Origin of the sequence: Salinivibrio costicola subsp. alcaliphilus, from assembly GCF_001996185.1 — a bacterium.
Classification (GTDB): Bacteria; Pseudomonadota; Gammaproteobacteria; order Enterobacterales; family Vibrionaceae; genus Salinivibrio; species Salinivibrio costicola.
In genome coordinates this window covers 123,455-138,155 of sequence record NZ_MUFR01000002.1, presented here as the reverse complement: position 1 = coordinate 138,155, position 14,701 = coordinate 123,455, and the positions used below count along the sequence as shown (strand labels likewise).

Here is a 14,701-nt window from a genome sequence, read left to right as displayed (position 1 = left end):
TACAGATAGCTGCAGTCAGCGTAGTTTTACCATGGTCAACGTGGCCAATAGTACCAACGTTAACGTGCGTTTTCGTACGTTCAAATTTTTCTTTAGACACGATCGTCTTCCTTCCTAGTTGTGAGTTAAGGGGCTTTGCCTAATAACTCAGAAGTCAGTGTTTGATGCCGGTGATCGCACCGGCATCAGGACCAAAATAATTAGCTACGCTCAGCAATTAGAGCATCAGCAATGTTCTTCGGCACTTCACCATACTCGCTGAATTCCATCGAGTATGACGCACGGCCTTGTGTTGCACTACGTAGGTCTGTAGCGTAACCGAACATTTCAGACAGTGGCACTTGGGCACGTACGATCTTCAGACCCGCTGGGCCTTCGTCCATACCGCCAATCAGGCCACGACGACGGTTCAAGTCACCGACAACGTCACCCATCCACTCTTCTGGCGTGGTTACTTCAACCTTCATCATTGGTTCAAGCATAACAGGTTGCGCGTCGTGTGCACCTTTCTTGAATGCCATTGATGCAGCGATCTTAAACGCCATTTCATTGGAGTCAACATCGTGGTAAGAACCATCGAACAAGGTCGCTTTAACGTCGAGCACAGGATAACCGGCGAGTACACCGTTTTTCATTTGCTCTTCGATACCTTTTGATACCGCACCGATGTATTCGCGTGGAACCACACCACCGACGATTTCGTCAACAAAGACGAAGCCTTCGTTTGGCTCTGAAGGTTCGATCTTCAGCCATACGTGACCGAATTGACCACGACCACCAGACTGCTTCACGAATTTACCTTCAACTTTGGTGCTACCACGGATGGTTTCGCGATAAGCAACCTGAGGCTTACCAACGTTACACTCTACGTTGAATTCGCGACGCATACGGTCAACGATCACGTCTAGGTGAAGCTCACCCATACCCGAGATCAGGGTCTGGCCAGACTCTTCGTCAGACTCAACGCGGAAAGATGGATCTTCTGCCGCTAGTTTACCCAGCGCGATACCCATTTTCTCTTGGTCTGCTTTAGACTTTGGCTCAACCGCGATCTGGATAACAGGATCTGGGAACTCCATGCGCTCAAGGATAACTTTTGAGTCCATAGAACATAGAGTGTCACCCGTAGTCACGTCTTTGAGACCAACACCTGCAGCAATATCACCGGCGCGGATTTCTTTGATCTCTTCACGCTTGTTGGAGTGCATCTGTACGATACGGCCCAGACGTTCACGCTTTTGCTTCACTGAGTTATATACAGTGTCGCCAGAGTTCACCACACCAGAGTAGACACGCATAAAGGTTAGCGTACCTACGAATGGGTCAGTTGCGACTTTAAATGCCAGCGCTGAGAAGGGTTCTTTGTCGTCTGCATGACGCTCAATTGGGTTACCGTCTTCGTCTTCACCTTTGATCGCTTTAACGTCGATCGGAGAAGGCAAGAACTCGATAACCGCATCCAATACCGCCTGAACGCCTTTGTTTTTAAACGCCGAACCACAGGTTGCTAGAACGATTTCGTTATCAAGGGTGCGCTGACGCAGCGCGGTCTTGATTTCTTCTTCAGACAATTCACCTTCTTCAAGGTATTTGTCCATCAGTTCTTCGGAAGCTTCAGCCGCTGACTCAACCAGGAAGTTGTGCCACTCTTCTGCTTGCTCTTTCAGATCGTCTGGAATTTCTTCATAGGTATATGTCATACCTAAGTCTTCTTCGTTCCAGTTGATCGCTTTCATTTTGATCAGGTCGATAACGCCCTTGAATTCGTCTTCTGCACCGATATTCAAGTGAATTGGCACAGGGGTTGCGCCAAGGCGGTTTTTGATTTGATCAACAACGCGCAGGAAGTCAGCACCCGCACGGTCCATCTTGTTGACGAATACCATACGCGGTACTTCGTACTTATCAGCCTGACGCCATACGGTCTCAGACTGAGGCTCAACACCTGATGAACCACAGAACACAACCACTGCACCATCAAGCACACGCAAAGAACGCTCTACTTCGATAGTGAAGTCAACGTGTCCTGGGGTGTCGATGATGTTAACACGGTGTTGTTTAAACTGCTGATCAGAACCGGCCCAGAAAGTGGTGGTCGCCGCAGAGGTAATAGTGATACCACGCTCTTGTTCTTGCGACATCCAATCCATTGTTGATGCGCCATCATGCGTTTCACCAACTTTGTGATTAACGCCTGTGTAGAACAAGATCCGCTCGGTAGTCGTGGTTTTACCGGCGTCTACGTGAGCACAAATACCGATGTTACGGTAGTGCTCTATAGGGGTTTTACGAGCCACAATAGTATCCTCTTGCTAAGGTTAACCTTAGAAAATGGGTTTGGCGTGCTCCGAGCGGAACACGCCATGAAGGCATTACCAGCGGTAATGTGCGAACGCTTTGTTCGCGTCTGCCATACGGTGAACGTCTTCACGTTTCTTAACAGCAGTACCTTTGTTTTCTGATGCGTCTAGCATCTCGCTTGCTAGGCGCTGAGCCATAGATTTTTCACCACGCTTACGAGCGGCTTCAACCAACCAACGCATAGCCAGGGCATTACGACGCACTGGACGTACTTCTACTGGCACTTGGTAAGTTGAACCACCTACACGGCGAGATTTCACCTCGACCGCTGGGCGTACGTTTTCAAGAGCTTGTTCAAATACAGCCAAGTGCTCTTTACCAGAACGCTCAGCCATGATGTCTAGAGCACCATAAACGATTTTTTCAGCAGTTGACTTCTTACCGTCAACCATCAGGATGTTTACAAATTTTGCCAGCAATTCGGATCCGAACTTAGGATCTGGAAGAATTTTACGCTGACCAATTACGCGACGACGTGGCATGGATTATCTCCGTTGTCTTCTTCAGGTTTTATCCAAAACTTTTCAGTTTTTTCAAAATTCAATTGTTTGAGTGTTTGGCCTTACTTAACGGAATCCATTAAGACTTAGGACGCTTCACACCGTACTTAGAACGACCTTGTTTACGGCCGTTAACGCCTGCACAGTCAAGTGCGCCACGAACAGTGTGGTAACGCACACCCGGCAAGTCTTTAACACGACCGCCGCGGATCAGAACAACACTGTGCTCTTGCAGGTTGTGGCCTTCACCACCAATGTATGAGGTGACTTCAAAGCCATTAGTCAAACGTACACGGCATACTTTACGCAGTGCGGAGTTTGGTTTCTTTGGAGTAGTAGTGTAAACACGAGTACATACACCACGTTTTTGTGGACACGCTTCCAGCGCAGGCACGTTGCTTTTCGCAACTTGCTTCAAGCGTGGTTTGCGGACCAGCTGGTTAATAGTTGCCATTAAATAGCTCCTGATATTACTTAACGTATAAGTGTGAAAAATCTAGCCCCAATACAACAGGGACGCGAAATTTTAGGCGTCGGGGTATAGGGTGTCAAGATTTATACAGAGATCTTTGCATTGTTTGTTTTTCAAGCAGCGCGTAGGGGGCGTTTTCACGCTATACAGGCTAGGGTATTACCATGTCATTTGCGTGACATGCTCGACGCTCAAACTCACTAATTTGTTCATCTCAACCATCACCGCGCTGGGATGAAGCTTATCGCCGAGTCCTCGAGCGTGAACATCATCACTGAGCAAATAAACAACATGATTCCCGGTAAATAAGCGCGTCGCCCACTCGCTGTTATCTACTCCCGCCAGTACCGCATCACTGATTAGTACAATCACACTGTCCTGATCGATGTAGTTTAAGCACAACGTTAGCGCTTGGTCACGATAGGGAGACGATTTCACGATATGCAGCACGTCGACTCCTTAAAAATGTAGTATACGGTCGCACTCTGACAACCGCTTTTTGACTTGTTCAAGAGCCAGAACTTGAGTGGGTAAGACGGTCTCGGCGTGCTCCAGCCCACGAGATGCCAATGAAGCGCGGCACACATAGATGTCCTCGACGTCACACAGCGGTAGCATTTTAAAGCTGGCAATGTAATCGCGGCTCAGGATCTGTTGCGGTTGCTGACCCGCTATAAGTTGTAGAACCCCATCACCAATAAAAAAAACCGATAAGGTATCGCAAAACGCCGAGGTAGCGAGTAACGCATCTAGCCCTTCTCGACCGCTCGCCGACCCGTGGGGCGATGTAGAAAATACAAACCCTATTTGCATGAAGCCCTCTTAAAATTGCATCACTCGGTCAGCGGTTAACAAAGCGTCAGCCAATGCGCCTAAGCCTGCCTGAGAGAATCCTTCTGCCAAGGTCGCCGTCGATAATTGATGCTGCGTCGCTTCTTGCTCACTGATAATCCCGCGTCGTAATGCCGCGGCAACACAAGTTTCCAGCGCAACACCGTGATCGTGCGCCAACCGCTGCCACGCTTCCACCAAATCAAATTCATCATTTGCAGGCACTGTGGTTGCGGCGCCATTCAGTACACCTTCTTGATAGAAGAAGACTTTACTCACCTGGTGCCCCGCCTTTATTGCTGCACAGGCAAACTGATAGGCGGTGCGTGCCAACTGTGATCCATACGCTGGCTCGGTCACGACTAACACATAACGCAGACTCATGATTCGATCTCTTCTGTTTTGCGCTGTCTAACGTAAAGATAGACCGTATGTTTCGAGATGTTGAGACGAGATGCCACACGATGAATGGCATCTTTAATATCAAAAATCCCTTTGTCATAGAGCGCCATGACTATCTGACGGTTTTTAGTGTTATTAGACACCGTTTTGTCGGCATTGACTTCTTCAACTGTCCGTTCAACGGTTTGATCCACCAGCTCTTCCACGTCACTGGCAAAGTTTACCGACGAGGCCGCTTGTTTGGCGAGATCATCCGGAATGAAGGCTTGTAGTACCTGTGAAAAAGGCGCATCTAAATTGATGTTGATACACAATAGCCCGATGATACGATTATCGCCATTGCGAATCGCTACCGTGATCGACTTCATCAAGGTGCCACTTTTCGCTCGGGTAAAATAAGCCCGTGAAAAATTACGCTCTGAGCCTTCAATATCGCGCAACATCCGCAGCGCAAGATCGGTGATTGGCGATCCCACTTTTCTACCCGTGTTTTCACCATTCGCGATCTTGATCGCTGATTTATTTAAATCGTCTAATGCGTGCAGCACGATTTCACAATGTTCACCGATCAGCGCCGCAAGCCCATCCACTACCGCCGCATAAGACCGCAGAATAACACTGTCTTGTTGATTCAATGGATTAGACTCAATGAGCTCATTTTCCGTCATCACGTTCGCGCCAAAGCCTTCTGTCGGTACCACGTACGCCTATCCTTATTCGACCGTCAATCTAAATATCTCTGCGCACAGTTTAACAGAATTTAAGCCTAAAAATGCAAAAAGCCCCGGCGATGCCGGGGCGGATATTACACAGTCAGACGAGGCTGTCGTTTAGCCTTCGCTCGCCGCGTCTTTTTTGGTATCGTCTTTTATTTCAAGCAGTTCAACATCAAACACCAGGGTTGAGTTGGCAGGAATTGATGCGGTATCTTGATCACCGTAAGCCAACTCAGGTGGCACAACAAAAGTAAATTTAGAGCCAACAGGCATTAGCTGCACACCTTCAGTCCAGCCTGGAATCACGCGGTTAAGCGGGAAGGTAGCTGGCTCACCACGATCGTAGGAGCTATCGAACTGGGTACCGTCAGTCAAGGTGCCTTTGTAGTGAACAACCACGGTATCTTCTGCGGCTGGCTTATCGCCCTCACCCATGCTATCCACTTTGTAAAGTAAGCCAGAGTCCGTTTCTTTAACGCCGTCTTGCTGGGCAAAGTCAGCACGGTATTTTTCACCTTCCGAAATCGCGGCTTCTGCTTTCTCTTTGGCTTGCTGTTGCGCCAGTTTAGTCACGCGCTGATCAAGCGATTGCAGCGCCGCTTGCGCTTGCTCATCGGTCAGTTTTGATTCCCCTTGAAAGACATCTTGCACCCCTTGAAGTACCACCTCTTTATCAAGCTCTAAGCCGATGTCTGCCTGTTGCTCTAAGTTAGCGTTGAGGTATTGGGCTAAAGACGCACCGATCGCGTAGGCTGCTTTGTCGTCATCGTTGGCAAACGCTGCTTCCGCTTGTTCGGCAGCTTGATTGGTTTGCTCTACTTTAGCGTCGTCTTGCTGACAGCCGACGGCAAAGGCAACGGTTGCCGCGAGTAGCGACATCTTCATTACTGATTTCATTGGGTACTCCGTTGATGACAAGGATAAATCCTCGTATGGTTGTTACTGACGCATCAACAATGCGAAAGCCTGATTCTATCAATATACTCGTGGTTATATGGCTGCAAACACTGGAACTCAAGCATGGTGCCCAAAATCCGCCACATTATTTGCATTTTTATAGTTATTAACAGCTTAACCGGTTGTTGGCAGTCTGGCAAAGAAGCCCAGCGCTGGTCAATCCATCCGGAAGGGGCGACCAGTTTTAGCCTCAGTCGTGACGGCCGTTTTGCCCTGATCGCGTCTGAGGAAACGGATATTGTCCTGTGGGATCTGGTCACTAATCAGCAACTGGCCGAACTCGGTGCGCAAGATCCGGACGCCAATCCGGTCGTTGTTAGTCATATTTCCGATAATAAGCGCTATGCCATTACCACAACAGCACAAAACTTTGCCGTCTGGGACCTCGCCTGGAGCCAAGCTCAAGGGTTATGGTCCATTTCTGAAGGCATCATACGCGATGCCGCGATCAGTAATAACGGTGAAAAATTGGTGCTAGCGTTGTCGAATGGAAAAGCACTATTTATCGACTTAGGCACGGGAAGGCGCTTAGAGTTCCTCGCCCACCGCGATAAAATCAATGCAGTCTCGATTTCCCCCAACGGCGCCTATGTGCTCTCAGGTGGCAATGACCATCATGCCTACTTCTGGGATACCCAGTCTGGCCAGATCATCAATGACTTTGCTTATGACCGGCGAGTGAAACAAGTCGCCTTGCACCGTGAGGGGAAGTACGCATTTGTCTCTGACGGTGGCAACCGCGCTGTGATTTGGGCCCTACCCAGTGGCGAGAAAGTCAGTGAGTTGGATATCTTTGCCCGCCAAGCCATTTATGTCAGTGCCCGGTTTTCCGATGATGGTACCTTGCTAGCCACCGGCTCACCGTCACAACGGGTCGAATTGTGGGATGTGAAAACGGGTGAAAATATAGGTCGTTGGCAAGCATTGGCCCAGCCGGATACTCGCCCACCCAGCGCAGTGGTGTATGATGTAGCGATTGATCCAACTGGACGTGTTATTTCAGGTACCTCGGCCGGGATTGCCCAAGCTTGGTTAACCGACGCGCAATAACGAGAGAGCAATATGAGCGAGATAGATAAGTTACAACAGCAAATTGATGATCTTGAGTACAAAGTGGCGTTTCAAGAAGACACGATCGACCAGCTCAATACCGCATTGACGCGACAACAAGGTGATATTGAGCGCATGACGGTCCAAATCCAGTACCTTGTCAGCAAGCTCCAACATGTTGAGCCAGAGAATATTGCTAGCCAAGCTGAAGAAACACCCCCCCCGCATTATTGAAACCACACCGTATACGTGACGATTAGCGCGCGGTCACGACGGCCAAATAAAAAAAAGGCGCCAAACGGCGCCTTTTATTCGATGGTACTCATTACCACTTATCTATCGTCGTGATTAGTGGTCGTGGCCACATTCTTCACCGTCTTGGTGAATGTGGCCGTGTGAAAGCTCGTCTTCAGTGGCTTCACGCACATCAACGATTTCCACTGAGAAGGACAGGGTTTGGCCTGCAAGCATGTGGTTGGCATCAACAACAACTTCATCACCTTCAACCTCAGTCACTTCGACTGGGATCTGGCCTTGGTCGGTTTCAGCCATAAAACGCATACCAACTTCAACTTGATCGACGCCTTGGAACACGTTAGCCGGTACACGTTGTACCATGGCTTCTTGGTAATCACCGTAAGCTTCGTCTGGGCCTACCGTCACTTCAAAGTTCTCGCCTTTTTCACGGCCTTCCAGCGCGCTCTCAAGTCCGACGATCAAGTTACGATGACCGTGTAGGTATTGGAGAGGCTCTTGTGCTGTTGATTCATCAACAAGTGCACCGTCTTCATTTTTTACTTGGTAAGCCAGGCTGACTACCACATCTTTTGCAATTTTCATGCTCGCTCCGAGACCGGAAGGTAAATGGACTGCCGATGATAACGGATCCCCTACTCCGGTTTAAAGATCCCAATGACATTCTCTGCCGACTCGGCGCCAGAGTGTGACTGTTGTGCCGATTCCGGTAACCGACTATCATAGTAATCGCAGCTGACACATTCCACTTTGTCAATGTTATTCTCACGCCACACTCGCAATGTATCGCGTTGTTGGCACGACGGACAGGCAGCGCCTGCGATAAAACGTTTTTTCACATCAACACCTTATTCGTCTCGATTCCAACTTTGATGCCGCTCACTATCACCGCGCATCTCTCGGTCAAAAATTTCTTCCAGCTCTTTGCGCGCTTCTTTGACTCGTGATGCTGTCGCGACATCTTGACTGTGCTGAGGCAATAAATCTTCCAGCACCCGCATATCGAGTTTACGGAACAATATTTCTGCGCGTTTCGCTTTGTATGGGTGCATGCCTAGGGACTCTAACGTTTGCCGCCCAAGATCCAGCGCGCCCAGAAAGGTTTCCCGAGAAAACTGCTCGACACCGTGCGCCATCAACTGATACGCCTCGACACGACTACGCGCACGCGCCATTACTTTTAGATTAGGGAAGTGATGGGCACAAAGATCAACAATCTCCATCACTTCGTCTGGCGAATCGGTACAAATCACGATCGCTTCAGCCGTCTTTGCACCAGCGGCACGTAATAAATCGAGCTGCGTAGCATCACCATAATACACTTCGTAGCCATAGCGGCGTAGTAACTTGATTTGAGTCGGATCACGTTCCAGGATGGTCACCCCAATTTTATTGGCGAACATCAAGCGACCGACTACCTGACCAAACCGACCAAATCCGGCAATGATGACTCGCGAGTCAGTCTCAGTGAATGGCGCTTGCGGAGGCAAGGATTCAGGCTCGTTAAAAGTACGCGCAAACCAACGCTGCTGGAGCGAGAGAATTAACGGCGTAGTCATCATCGACAAGCTCACGACCACAAGCAAAAAGGCATTTAATTCTTTATCCAGTAGCCCTTGGCTACGCGCGGCAGTGAAAATCACAAAGGCAAACTCTCCCCCCTGACTGAGCAATACCGCCATTTGACTGCGCGCCTTGGGCGCGACACCAAACGCACGCGCCAGTCCATACAGTAAGCAGGCTTTACCACCGACTAACGCAGCCACGGCACCGATGATCGCCCAGGGATATTCCAGTAAAAGCCCTAAGTCGACCGTCATCCCGACCGCTATAAAAAACAGCCCGAGTAATAAACCCTTAAAGGGCTCAATTGCCGTCTCAAGCTCATGGCGGTATTCACTCTCAGCCAACAACACCCCGGCTAAAAACGCCCCCAGCGCCATCGATAGACCAAGGCTTTGCATGGCCAATGCAATCCCGATGACCAAGGCAAGCGCGGTGACAGTAAACAACTCGGTGACGCCACTCATGGCAATCAGACGAAAAATAGGGCGCAAGAAAAAGTGACCGCCGGCCAAGAGAGCGCCAATGCCTAAAAACATCCAGAGGACATCAAACCAACTGCCTGCACTGCCACCGGCCAACGCTGGGATCACAGCCAGTATCGGGATCACGGCGATATCTTGAAATAATAAAACGGCAAATCCAGATTGTCCGGTTTCGCTACGCATTAAACGTTGGTCTTCGATGATTTTCATCGCAATCGCGGTAGAAGAAAGCGCCAGCCCAGCCCCGATCACCACGCCTTGTGGCAACGTGAGCCCAGCGAAGACACTTAATGCCCCTATCACGACCCCGGTCAGCACCACTTGGCTACCACCAAGGCCGATAATAGGGCGCCACATTTTCAATAGCTTTTTAGGGTTAAGCTCCAAGCCAATCAAAAACAGCAGCAGCACCACACCAAATTCGGCAAAATGAAGCGTTGAGTCGACATCATCGATTAAACCCAGCCCCCAAGGGCCAATCACAATGCCTGCTACCAAGTAGCCAAGCACCGAGCCCATCCCCAAACGCTGCGCCAAAGGCACCGCAATCACGGCTGCCAATAAAAAGATAAACGCAATGAGCAGAAAGCTATGATCCACGATGTGCCTCCTGCTTCGCTAAAGGGTTAGCCAACCAGTCCGCATAGAGTTCAGCAAAGGCATTGCGATCCGCATCGCTGACGCGGCGCGCCCAGTGAAGAACTAAAGGTGAGACCCAGTGCATGCGGCATAACGCCGCCGTCAGTTCAAAAGGTTGCAATAACTCCTCCATGGAATATTTGTTGTAGCCGATTTTACTGAACGCTTCTGCTGCTCCACCTGTAGTGACCACAAAACGACATGTTTTTCCCGCTAACGCATCTCCCCCTTGCCCATGAGCAAAGCCTTTTCCGAGCACCACATCAATCCACTCTTTCAATAACGCCGGGCATGAGTACATCTGTAAGGGATGTTGAAACACCAACACATCGGCGTCAGTCACCAACGCACGCTCGTGATGGATATCCACCACAAAATCCGGATAAGCGGCGTAAATATCATGCACAGTGACATTCGCCAGCGGGCGTATCGATTCGAGTAATCGACGATTGGCGACCGATTCATCCGGATCAGGATGCGCCACGATAACAAGCACCTTGGGAGGGCGTGGGTTGTCCTTCTTATCTTGAGGCATACGCTTCCTTGTCGTTATGATTGGCCAAGCACGCAATCTGTTCTTTATGCCATGTTTTAACTTTAACATACAAAAAGGCTAACCCCCTGTCTAACCACTCTCGCCACGGGGTGGGATTTGGCAATCTCCGCATCAAGCTGGTATAACGACCGCGCAACGTGCATCCATCAACCCAAGACAGACTGAGTAATCATGATTCGCTTCTCCGACATTCAATTGCTTCGTGGTGGTAAGCCCCTGCTTGACCACACCTCTGCCATCATTGCACCCGGCGACAAAGTCGGCTTGGTGGGTAAAAATGGCTGTGGCAAGTCCAGCCTGTTTGCCTTGCTACGCCACCAACTTTCGCTTGATGCAGGGCACTATGATTACCCCAGTCAATGGCAAGTGGCTTGGGTGGCACAAGAAACCCCCGCATTGGATAAAAGTGCGCTGGAATATGTGATTGATGGCGATACCGAATACCGTGAGCTGCAAGACGCGCTGCGCAACGCTGAAGCCAAAGATGATGGCAATGCAGTGGCGTTGTTACACGATAAGCTCGATGCGATTGGCGGCTATACCATAGAGGCGCGCGCCGCAAGCTTGCTGGATGGATTGGGATTCAGTCAGACGCAAATCCATTGGTCATTAACGCAGTTCTCTGGGGGCTGGCGCATGCGACTTAACTTGGCACAAGCTTTGTTATGTCGCTCAGATTTACTGCTACTCGACGAGCCCACCAACCACCTCGATTTAGACGCAGTGATGTGGCTAGAAAAATGGTTGCAGCAGTACCCGGGAACCTTGGTCTTGATCTCACACGACCGTGATTTTCTTGATCCTGTGGTCAATCGTATCATTCATATTGAGCACGCTAAGCTGAATGAATACACCGGTAACTACTCGGATTTTGAAAGCATGCGCGCGCAAAAGTTAGCACAACAGCAAGCGCAATATGAGAAGCAACAAAAGCAAGTTGCTCACATGCAATCCTACATTGACCGTTTCCGATACAAAGCCAGCAAAGCCCGCCAAGCGCAAAGTCGGATAAAAGCGCTGGAACGCATGGAAAAGGTGCTACCGGCTCAATACGATAATCCATTTAGCTTTACCTTTTTACCCCCTGATGCATTGCCCACTCCCATTCTTATGATGGATAAGGTGGCCGCTGGCTATAACAAAACGCCAATTATCGAGAACATTCGCCTTAACTTAGTGCCTGGGGCGCGCATTGGCCTGTTAGGGCGTAACGGCGCGGGCAAATCAACGCTGATCAAGTTATTGTCGGGCGATTTGCCGGCGATGGCTGGCGAGCTAAGCTACTCTCAAGGGGTGAAAATAGGTTATTTTGCCCAGCATCAACTCGATACCTTACGTATCGATGAAACGCCGCTCCAGCATCTAAATCGCTTAGCACCAACTACTGCCGAGCAAACCCTGCGAGATTTTCTCGGACGGTTTGGCTTTCAAGGTGACAAAGCGTTGGAAAACATTGGCCCTTTCTCTGGCGGCGAAAAAGCACGTTTAGTCCTTGCATTGTTAGTTTGGCAAAAACCGAACTTGTTACTGTTGGATGAACCGACTAACCATTTGGATCTCGACATGCGCCAAGCGTTAACGCTCGCATTGCAATCCTATGATGGCGCGATGGTGATCGTCAGCCACGATCGCTTTTTATTGCGTGCGACAGCCGATGACTTGTATTTGGTGGACAAGGGCGCAGTGCTACCCTTTGATGGCGACTTAGACGACTATCACCGCTGGCTGACCGAACAACAACGCGCTGATCGTGCGGAAAACAAAAAGCAAGCCGCAGACGAAAAACTTGCCCCACAGCAAACGCAGTTAGATCGAAAAGCACAAAAGCGTCGTGAAGCCGAATGCCGAAAACAAACGGCGCCACTACGAAAAAAAATTGACCGTTTAGACACAAAGATCGAACAACTTTCTGCCATTATCGCAGAAGCAGAAAACCAATTAGCGGATCCCGCTATTTACCAGAGTGACAACAAAGCCCGTTTAACGGAGCAATTGCAACGCCAAGCCGATGCAAAGTCGACGCTCGAAGAGGTGGAACAAGAATGGATGGAGCAACAAGAAGCGCTAGAAGCCCTGGAGGCGACATTCAACCAACACTAACGCCTGGGATGGCAAACGCCGCCGATCTTTGGCAGTTTTGTTTGCACCACTATGCTAAGCAAGAGGTCAAACAAGCCTGCCTTAAATTACAAGACGAGCACCAAGGCAATGTGAACCTTGCTTTGTTGCTCGCTTGGATTGAAAGCCACGGTTACGGGCTTAGCCCCGAGAGCCTCACCCAGCTTAAGCACGCCTTGAGCCGGTCTGAACATTTGCTGATCGCTTATCGCCATCTAAGACGCGATCTCAAGCCACGCGTGGGAACCGGCCAATATAAAAAAATGCTCAACTTTGAACTCAGTTTAGAAAAGTTCCAGCAACAAGACTTGATTGAAGTGCTTAATCGTCAATCCTGGCTCACACAAGCCGCGTCTCCCTTGGCCTATTATTGCCGCCAGCTATCCCCCTCTGCCCGAAATCTCTATACACCACTACGGGTAGACCGGCCTACAAAAGAGGATGGAGCAGACGATGATGACACCCTTTAATCCCATTCCAACTGCCCGTAATGCGCATCTGCAAACCTTACTGCCACGCCTGCTGCGCCGGCAACCGCTTTTTGCGCCTATTTGGCAAGCGTTTGATCTGCCTGACGGTGACTTTGTCGATCTTGCATGGACGCATCATCCCGAAGTAGGACAGCCTATTATTGTCTTGTTTCATGGTCTGGCAGGAAGCTTTGATAGCCCTTATGCCAATGGATTATTGGCCGCTTTTAAACAGCAAGGCTGGTGCGGTGTGGTGATGCATTTTCGCGGTTGCAGTGGCCGTCTTAATCGCGCGCCGCGGACTTATCATTCCGGCGAAACGGAGGACGCTCGAGCATTTTTGACCTATTTACGCCAGACCTACCCGAACAATGAGATTGCCGCTGTGGGAGTCTCTTTGGGAGGAAACATGTTGGTGCGCTACCTGGCCGACTATCAGCATGATCCGATTGTCAGTTGTGGTTGTGCCATTTCTCCCCCGCTCGATTTAGCGGCGTGCTCGACCCGTATTCAACAAGGGTTTTCCCGTGTTTATCAAGCGTATTTGCTACGGTCGATGCGACAAACCTTATCGGAAAAACTTACCCGACACCAAAAAGTGGGTCGGTGGCATGCTGGGGAGCGGCCAAAGATTAAAACTCTGTTCGAGTTTGATCAAACGGTCACCGCACCGCTGCATGGCTTTGACGATGCTCAACACTACTATCAAAGCTGTAGTGGTTTATCTGTCCTTGACGCTATTACGGTCCCACTTGCGATTATCCATGCGAAAGACGATCCCTTTATGACCGACGCAGTGATCCCAACCTCGCCTCTGCCCGCGAATATTGACTATCAACTGAGCGAGCATGGTGGGCATGTTGGTTTTGTTACCGGCAGTTGGCGCCAGCCACAGTTCTGGCTGGAGCAGTCGGTGCCTCACTGGTTAGCCTCACGCCTTTGCTCGTCCCGTTAAAAAGGGACGCCACGCAAAGCAAAAAAGACCGACGCACATTGATCGACTGCATTGTGTTGAATGATTGGGTAAAATGCGAGCTGATTCACAATATCAGCATCAAGCACCCTAACGTCTCAGCCATAAATCAACAAAAGGTGATGTAGTATGATGGTTCCTTGGCAATCGGTCCCTGAGGAAACACTGACTCGTTTAATCGAGCACTTTGTGTTACGGGAAGGAACCGATTATGGTGAGCAGGAAGTCAGCTTTGCACAAAAAGTGGCGGATGTTCGCCAACAACTGCAATCCGGCGACGCCGTGATTGTGTATTCTGAGTTGCACGAGACAGTGGATATTCGTCGTAAGGAAGCACTCAGATCTTAGCATCG

General features: G+C 49.8%; 19 protein-coding genes. 6 read left to right on the top strand and 13 right to left on the bottom strand.

Annotation, left to right across the window (positions count from 1 at the left end):
• The 9 genes from BZJ21_RS01360 to fkpA form a co-directional block, all read right to left on the bottom strand.
• A partial coding sequence (locus BZJ21_RS01360; RefSeq protein WP_131826328.1) for a GTP-binding protein occupies nt 1-100 on the bottom strand: 100 nt, incomplete at its 3' end.
• 100 nt (nt 101-200) lie between these two features.
• Entirely contained in the window at nt 201-2,297 is a 2,097-nt protein-coding gene (fusA, locus tag BZJ21_RS01355; RefSeq protein WP_077668934.1) for an elongation factor G, read from the bottom strand.
• A gap of 75 nt (nt 2,298-2,372) precedes the next feature.
• Complete coding sequence (rpsG, locus tag BZJ21_RS01350) at nt 2,373-2,843, bottom strand: 30S ribosomal protein S7 (protein WP_025673237.1); 471 nt, start codon at nt 2,841-2,843, stop codon at nt 2,373-2,375.
• A gap of 97 nt (nt 2,844-2,940) precedes the next feature.
• Entirely contained in the window at nt 2,941-3,315 is a 375-nt protein-coding gene (gene rpsL, locus BZJ21_RS01345; RefSeq protein WP_025673238.1) for a 30S ribosomal protein S12, read from the bottom strand.
• Between the two features lie 177 nt (nt 3,316-3,492).
• Nucleotides 3,493-3,783, bottom strand: coding sequence for a sulfurtransferase complex subunit TusB (gene tusB, locus BZJ21_RS01340; protein ID WP_077577183.1), 291 nt, complete (start codon nt 3,781-3,783; stop codon nt 3,493-3,495).
• 9 nt (nt 3,784-3,792) lie between these two features.
• Nucleotides 3,793-4,146 carry a sulfurtransferase complex subunit TusC gene (gene tusC, locus BZJ21_RS01335; protein WP_025744274.1) on the bottom strand — a complete coding sequence of 118 codons (354 nt, stop codon included), beginning with the start codon at nt 4,144-4,146 and terminating at the stop codon, nt 3,793-3,795.
• Nucleotides 4,147-4,155: 9 nt separating this feature from the next.
• On the bottom strand, nt 4,156-4,548 hold the full coding sequence (gene tusD, locus BZJ21_RS01330) for a sulfurtransferase complex subunit TusD (protein ID WP_025744273.1): 393 nt from the start codon (nt 4,546-4,548) through the stop codon (nt 4,156-4,158).
• Nucleotides 4,545-5,234, bottom strand: coding sequence for a helix-turn-helix transcriptional regulator (locus BZJ21_RS01325; protein WP_174566330.1), 690 nt, complete (start codon nt 5,232-5,234; stop codon nt 4,545-4,547). The genes tusD and BZJ21_RS01325 overlap by 4 nt, the downstream gene beginning before the upstream one ends.
• Before the next feature lie 162 nt (nt 5,235-5,396).
• Nucleotides 5,397-6,179: an FKBP-type peptidyl-prolyl cis-trans isomerase gene (fkpA, locus tag BZJ21_RS01320; protein ID WP_077660304.1), complete on the bottom strand. Its 783-nt coding sequence runs from the start codon at nt 6,177-6,179 to the stop codon at nt 5,397-5,399.
• 123 nt (nt 6,180-6,302) lie between these two features.
• Between fkpA and BZJ21_RS01315 the strand changes: the two genes are divergently transcribed.
• Together BZJ21_RS01315 and BZJ21_RS01310 are read left to right on the top strand one after the other, a co-directional pair.
• Nucleotides 6,303-7,289, top strand: a complete 987-nt coding sequence (locus tag BZJ21_RS01315) for a WD40 repeat domain-containing protein (RefSeq protein ID WP_077461574.1) — start codon at nt 6,303-6,305, stop codon at nt 7,287-7,289.
• Between the two features lie 12 nt (nt 7,290-7,301).
• On the top strand, nt 7,302-7,523 hold the full coding sequence (locus BZJ21_RS01310) for a SlyX family protein (protein WP_025744270.1): 222 nt from the start codon (nt 7,302-7,304) through the stop codon (nt 7,521-7,523).
• Nucleotides 7,524-7,637: 114 nt separating this feature from the next.
• Here BZJ21_RS01310 and slyD read toward each other — a convergent pair whose 3' ends face one another.
• Genes slyD through kefG form a run of 4 tightly spaced genes read right to left on the bottom strand, consistent with a single transcriptional unit; the run spans nt 7,638 to nt 10,766 of the window.
• Nucleotides 7,638-8,129 (bottom strand): peptidylprolyl isomerase, encoded by a 492-nt coding sequence (gene slyD / locus BZJ21_RS01305; protein WP_077660305.1) that lies wholly within the window; start codon nt 8,127-8,129, stop codon nt 7,638-7,640.
• 50 nt (nt 8,130-8,179) lie between these two features.
• A complete protein-coding gene (locus BZJ21_RS01300) occupies nt 8,180-8,383 on the bottom strand; it encodes a YheV family putative zinc ribbon protein (protein ID WP_077668933.1) in 204 nt (67 codons plus the stop codon).
• Nucleotides 8,384-8,392: 9 nt separating this feature from the next.
• Nucleotides 8,393-10,192, bottom strand: coding sequence for a glutathione-regulated potassium-efflux system protein KefB (kefB, locus tag BZJ21_RS01295; RefSeq protein ID WP_077668932.1), 1,800 nt, complete (start codon nt 10,190-10,192; stop codon nt 8,393-8,395).
• Nucleotides 10,182-10,766, bottom strand: coding sequence for a glutathione-regulated potassium-efflux system ancillary protein KefG (gene kefG, locus BZJ21_RS01290; protein WP_077668931.1), 585 nt, complete (start codon nt 10,764-10,766; stop codon nt 10,182-10,184). The genes kefB and kefG overlap by 11 nt, the downstream gene beginning before the upstream one ends.
• Nucleotides 10,767-10,958: 192 nt before the next feature.
• On the opposite strand from kefG, the gene BZJ21_RS01285 reads away from it, so the two are divergent.
• The 4 genes from BZJ21_RS01285 (at nt 10,959) to BZJ21_RS01270 (ending at nt 14,696) form a co-directional block, all read left to right on the top strand.
• Nucleotides 10,959-12,887 (top strand): ABC transporter ATP-binding protein, encoded by a 1,929-nt coding sequence (locus BZJ21_RS01285; protein WP_077668930.1) that lies wholly within the window; start codon nt 10,959-10,961, stop codon nt 12,885-12,887.
• 8 nt (nt 12,888-12,895) lie between these two features.
• Nucleotides 12,896-13,375 carry a TIGR02444 family protein gene (locus BZJ21_RS01280; protein ID WP_101494532.1) on the top strand — a complete coding sequence of 160 codons (480 nt, stop codon included), beginning with the start codon at nt 12,896-12,898 and terminating at the stop codon, nt 13,373-13,375.
• Nucleotides 13,359-14,330 (top strand): hydrolase, encoded by a 972-nt coding sequence (locus BZJ21_RS01275; protein ID WP_077660310.1) that lies wholly within the window; start codon nt 13,359-13,361, stop codon nt 14,328-14,330. Before BZJ21_RS01280 ends, BZJ21_RS01275 begins: the two co-directional genes overlap by 17 nt.
• Before the next feature lie 147 nt (nt 14,331-14,477).
• Nucleotides 14,478-14,696, top strand: a complete 219-nt coding sequence (locus BZJ21_RS01270) for a YheU family protein (RefSeq protein ID WP_025744266.1) — start codon at nt 14,478-14,480, stop codon at nt 14,694-14,696.
• Nucleotides 14,697-14,701: the final 5 nt, after the last annotated feature.

Bases quoted from the DNA above. Each gene is read 5' to 3' on its own strand.
- fkpA (WP_077660304.1), bottom strand. From the start codon at position 6,179: ATGAAATCAGTAATGAAGATGTCGCTACTCGCGGCAACCGTTGCCTTT.
- BZJ21_RS01270 (WP_025744266.1), top strand. From the start codon at position 14,478: ATGATGGTTCCTTGGCAATCGGTCCCTGAGGAAACACTGACTCGTTTA.
- tusD (WP_025744273.1), bottom strand. From the start codon at position 4,548: ATGAGTCTGCGTTATGTGTTAGTCGTGACCGAGCCAGCGTATGGATCA.
- BZJ21_RS01325 (WP_174566330.1), bottom strand. From the start codon at position 5,234: ATGACGGAAAATGAGCTCATTGAGTCTAATCCATTGAATCAACAAGAC.
- BZJ21_RS01280 (WP_101494532.1), top strand. From the start codon at position 12,896: ATGGCAAACGCCGCCGATCTTTGGCAGTTTTGTTTGCACCACTATGCT.
- slyD (WP_077660305.1), bottom strand. From the start codon at position 8,129: ATGAAAATTGCAAAAGATGTGGTAGTCAGCCTGGCTTACCAAGTAAAA.
- BZJ21_RS01315 (WP_077461574.1), top strand. From the start codon at position 6,303: ATGGTGCCCAAAATCCGCCACATTATTTGCATTTTTATAGTTATTAAC.
- tusC (WP_025744274.1), bottom strand. From the start codon at position 4,146: ATGCAAATAGGGTTTGTATTTTCTACATCGCCCCACGGGTCGGCGAGC.
- kefG (WP_077668931.1), bottom strand. From the start codon at position 10,766: ATGCCTCAAGATAAGAAGGACAACCCACGCCCTCCCAAGGTGCTTGTT.
- BZJ21_RS01285 (WP_077668930.1), top strand. From the start codon at position 10,959: ATGATTCGCTTCTCCGACATTCAATTGCTTCGTGGTGGTAAGCCCCTG.
- BZJ21_RS01310 (WP_025744270.1), top strand. From the start codon at position 7,302: ATGAGCGAGATAGATAAGTTACAACAGCAAATTGATGATCTTGAGTAC.
- BZJ21_RS01275 (WP_077660310.1), top strand. From the start codon at position 13,359: ATGATGACACCCTTTAATCCCATTCCAACTGCCCGTAATGCGCATCTG.
- rpsL (WP_025673238.1), bottom strand. From the start codon at position 3,315: ATGGCAACTATTAACCAGCTGGTCCGCAAACCACGCTTGAAGCAAGTT.
- rpsG (WP_025673237.1), bottom strand. From the start codon at position 2,843: ATGCCACGTCGTCGCGTAATTGGTCAGCGTAAAATTCTTCCAGATCCT.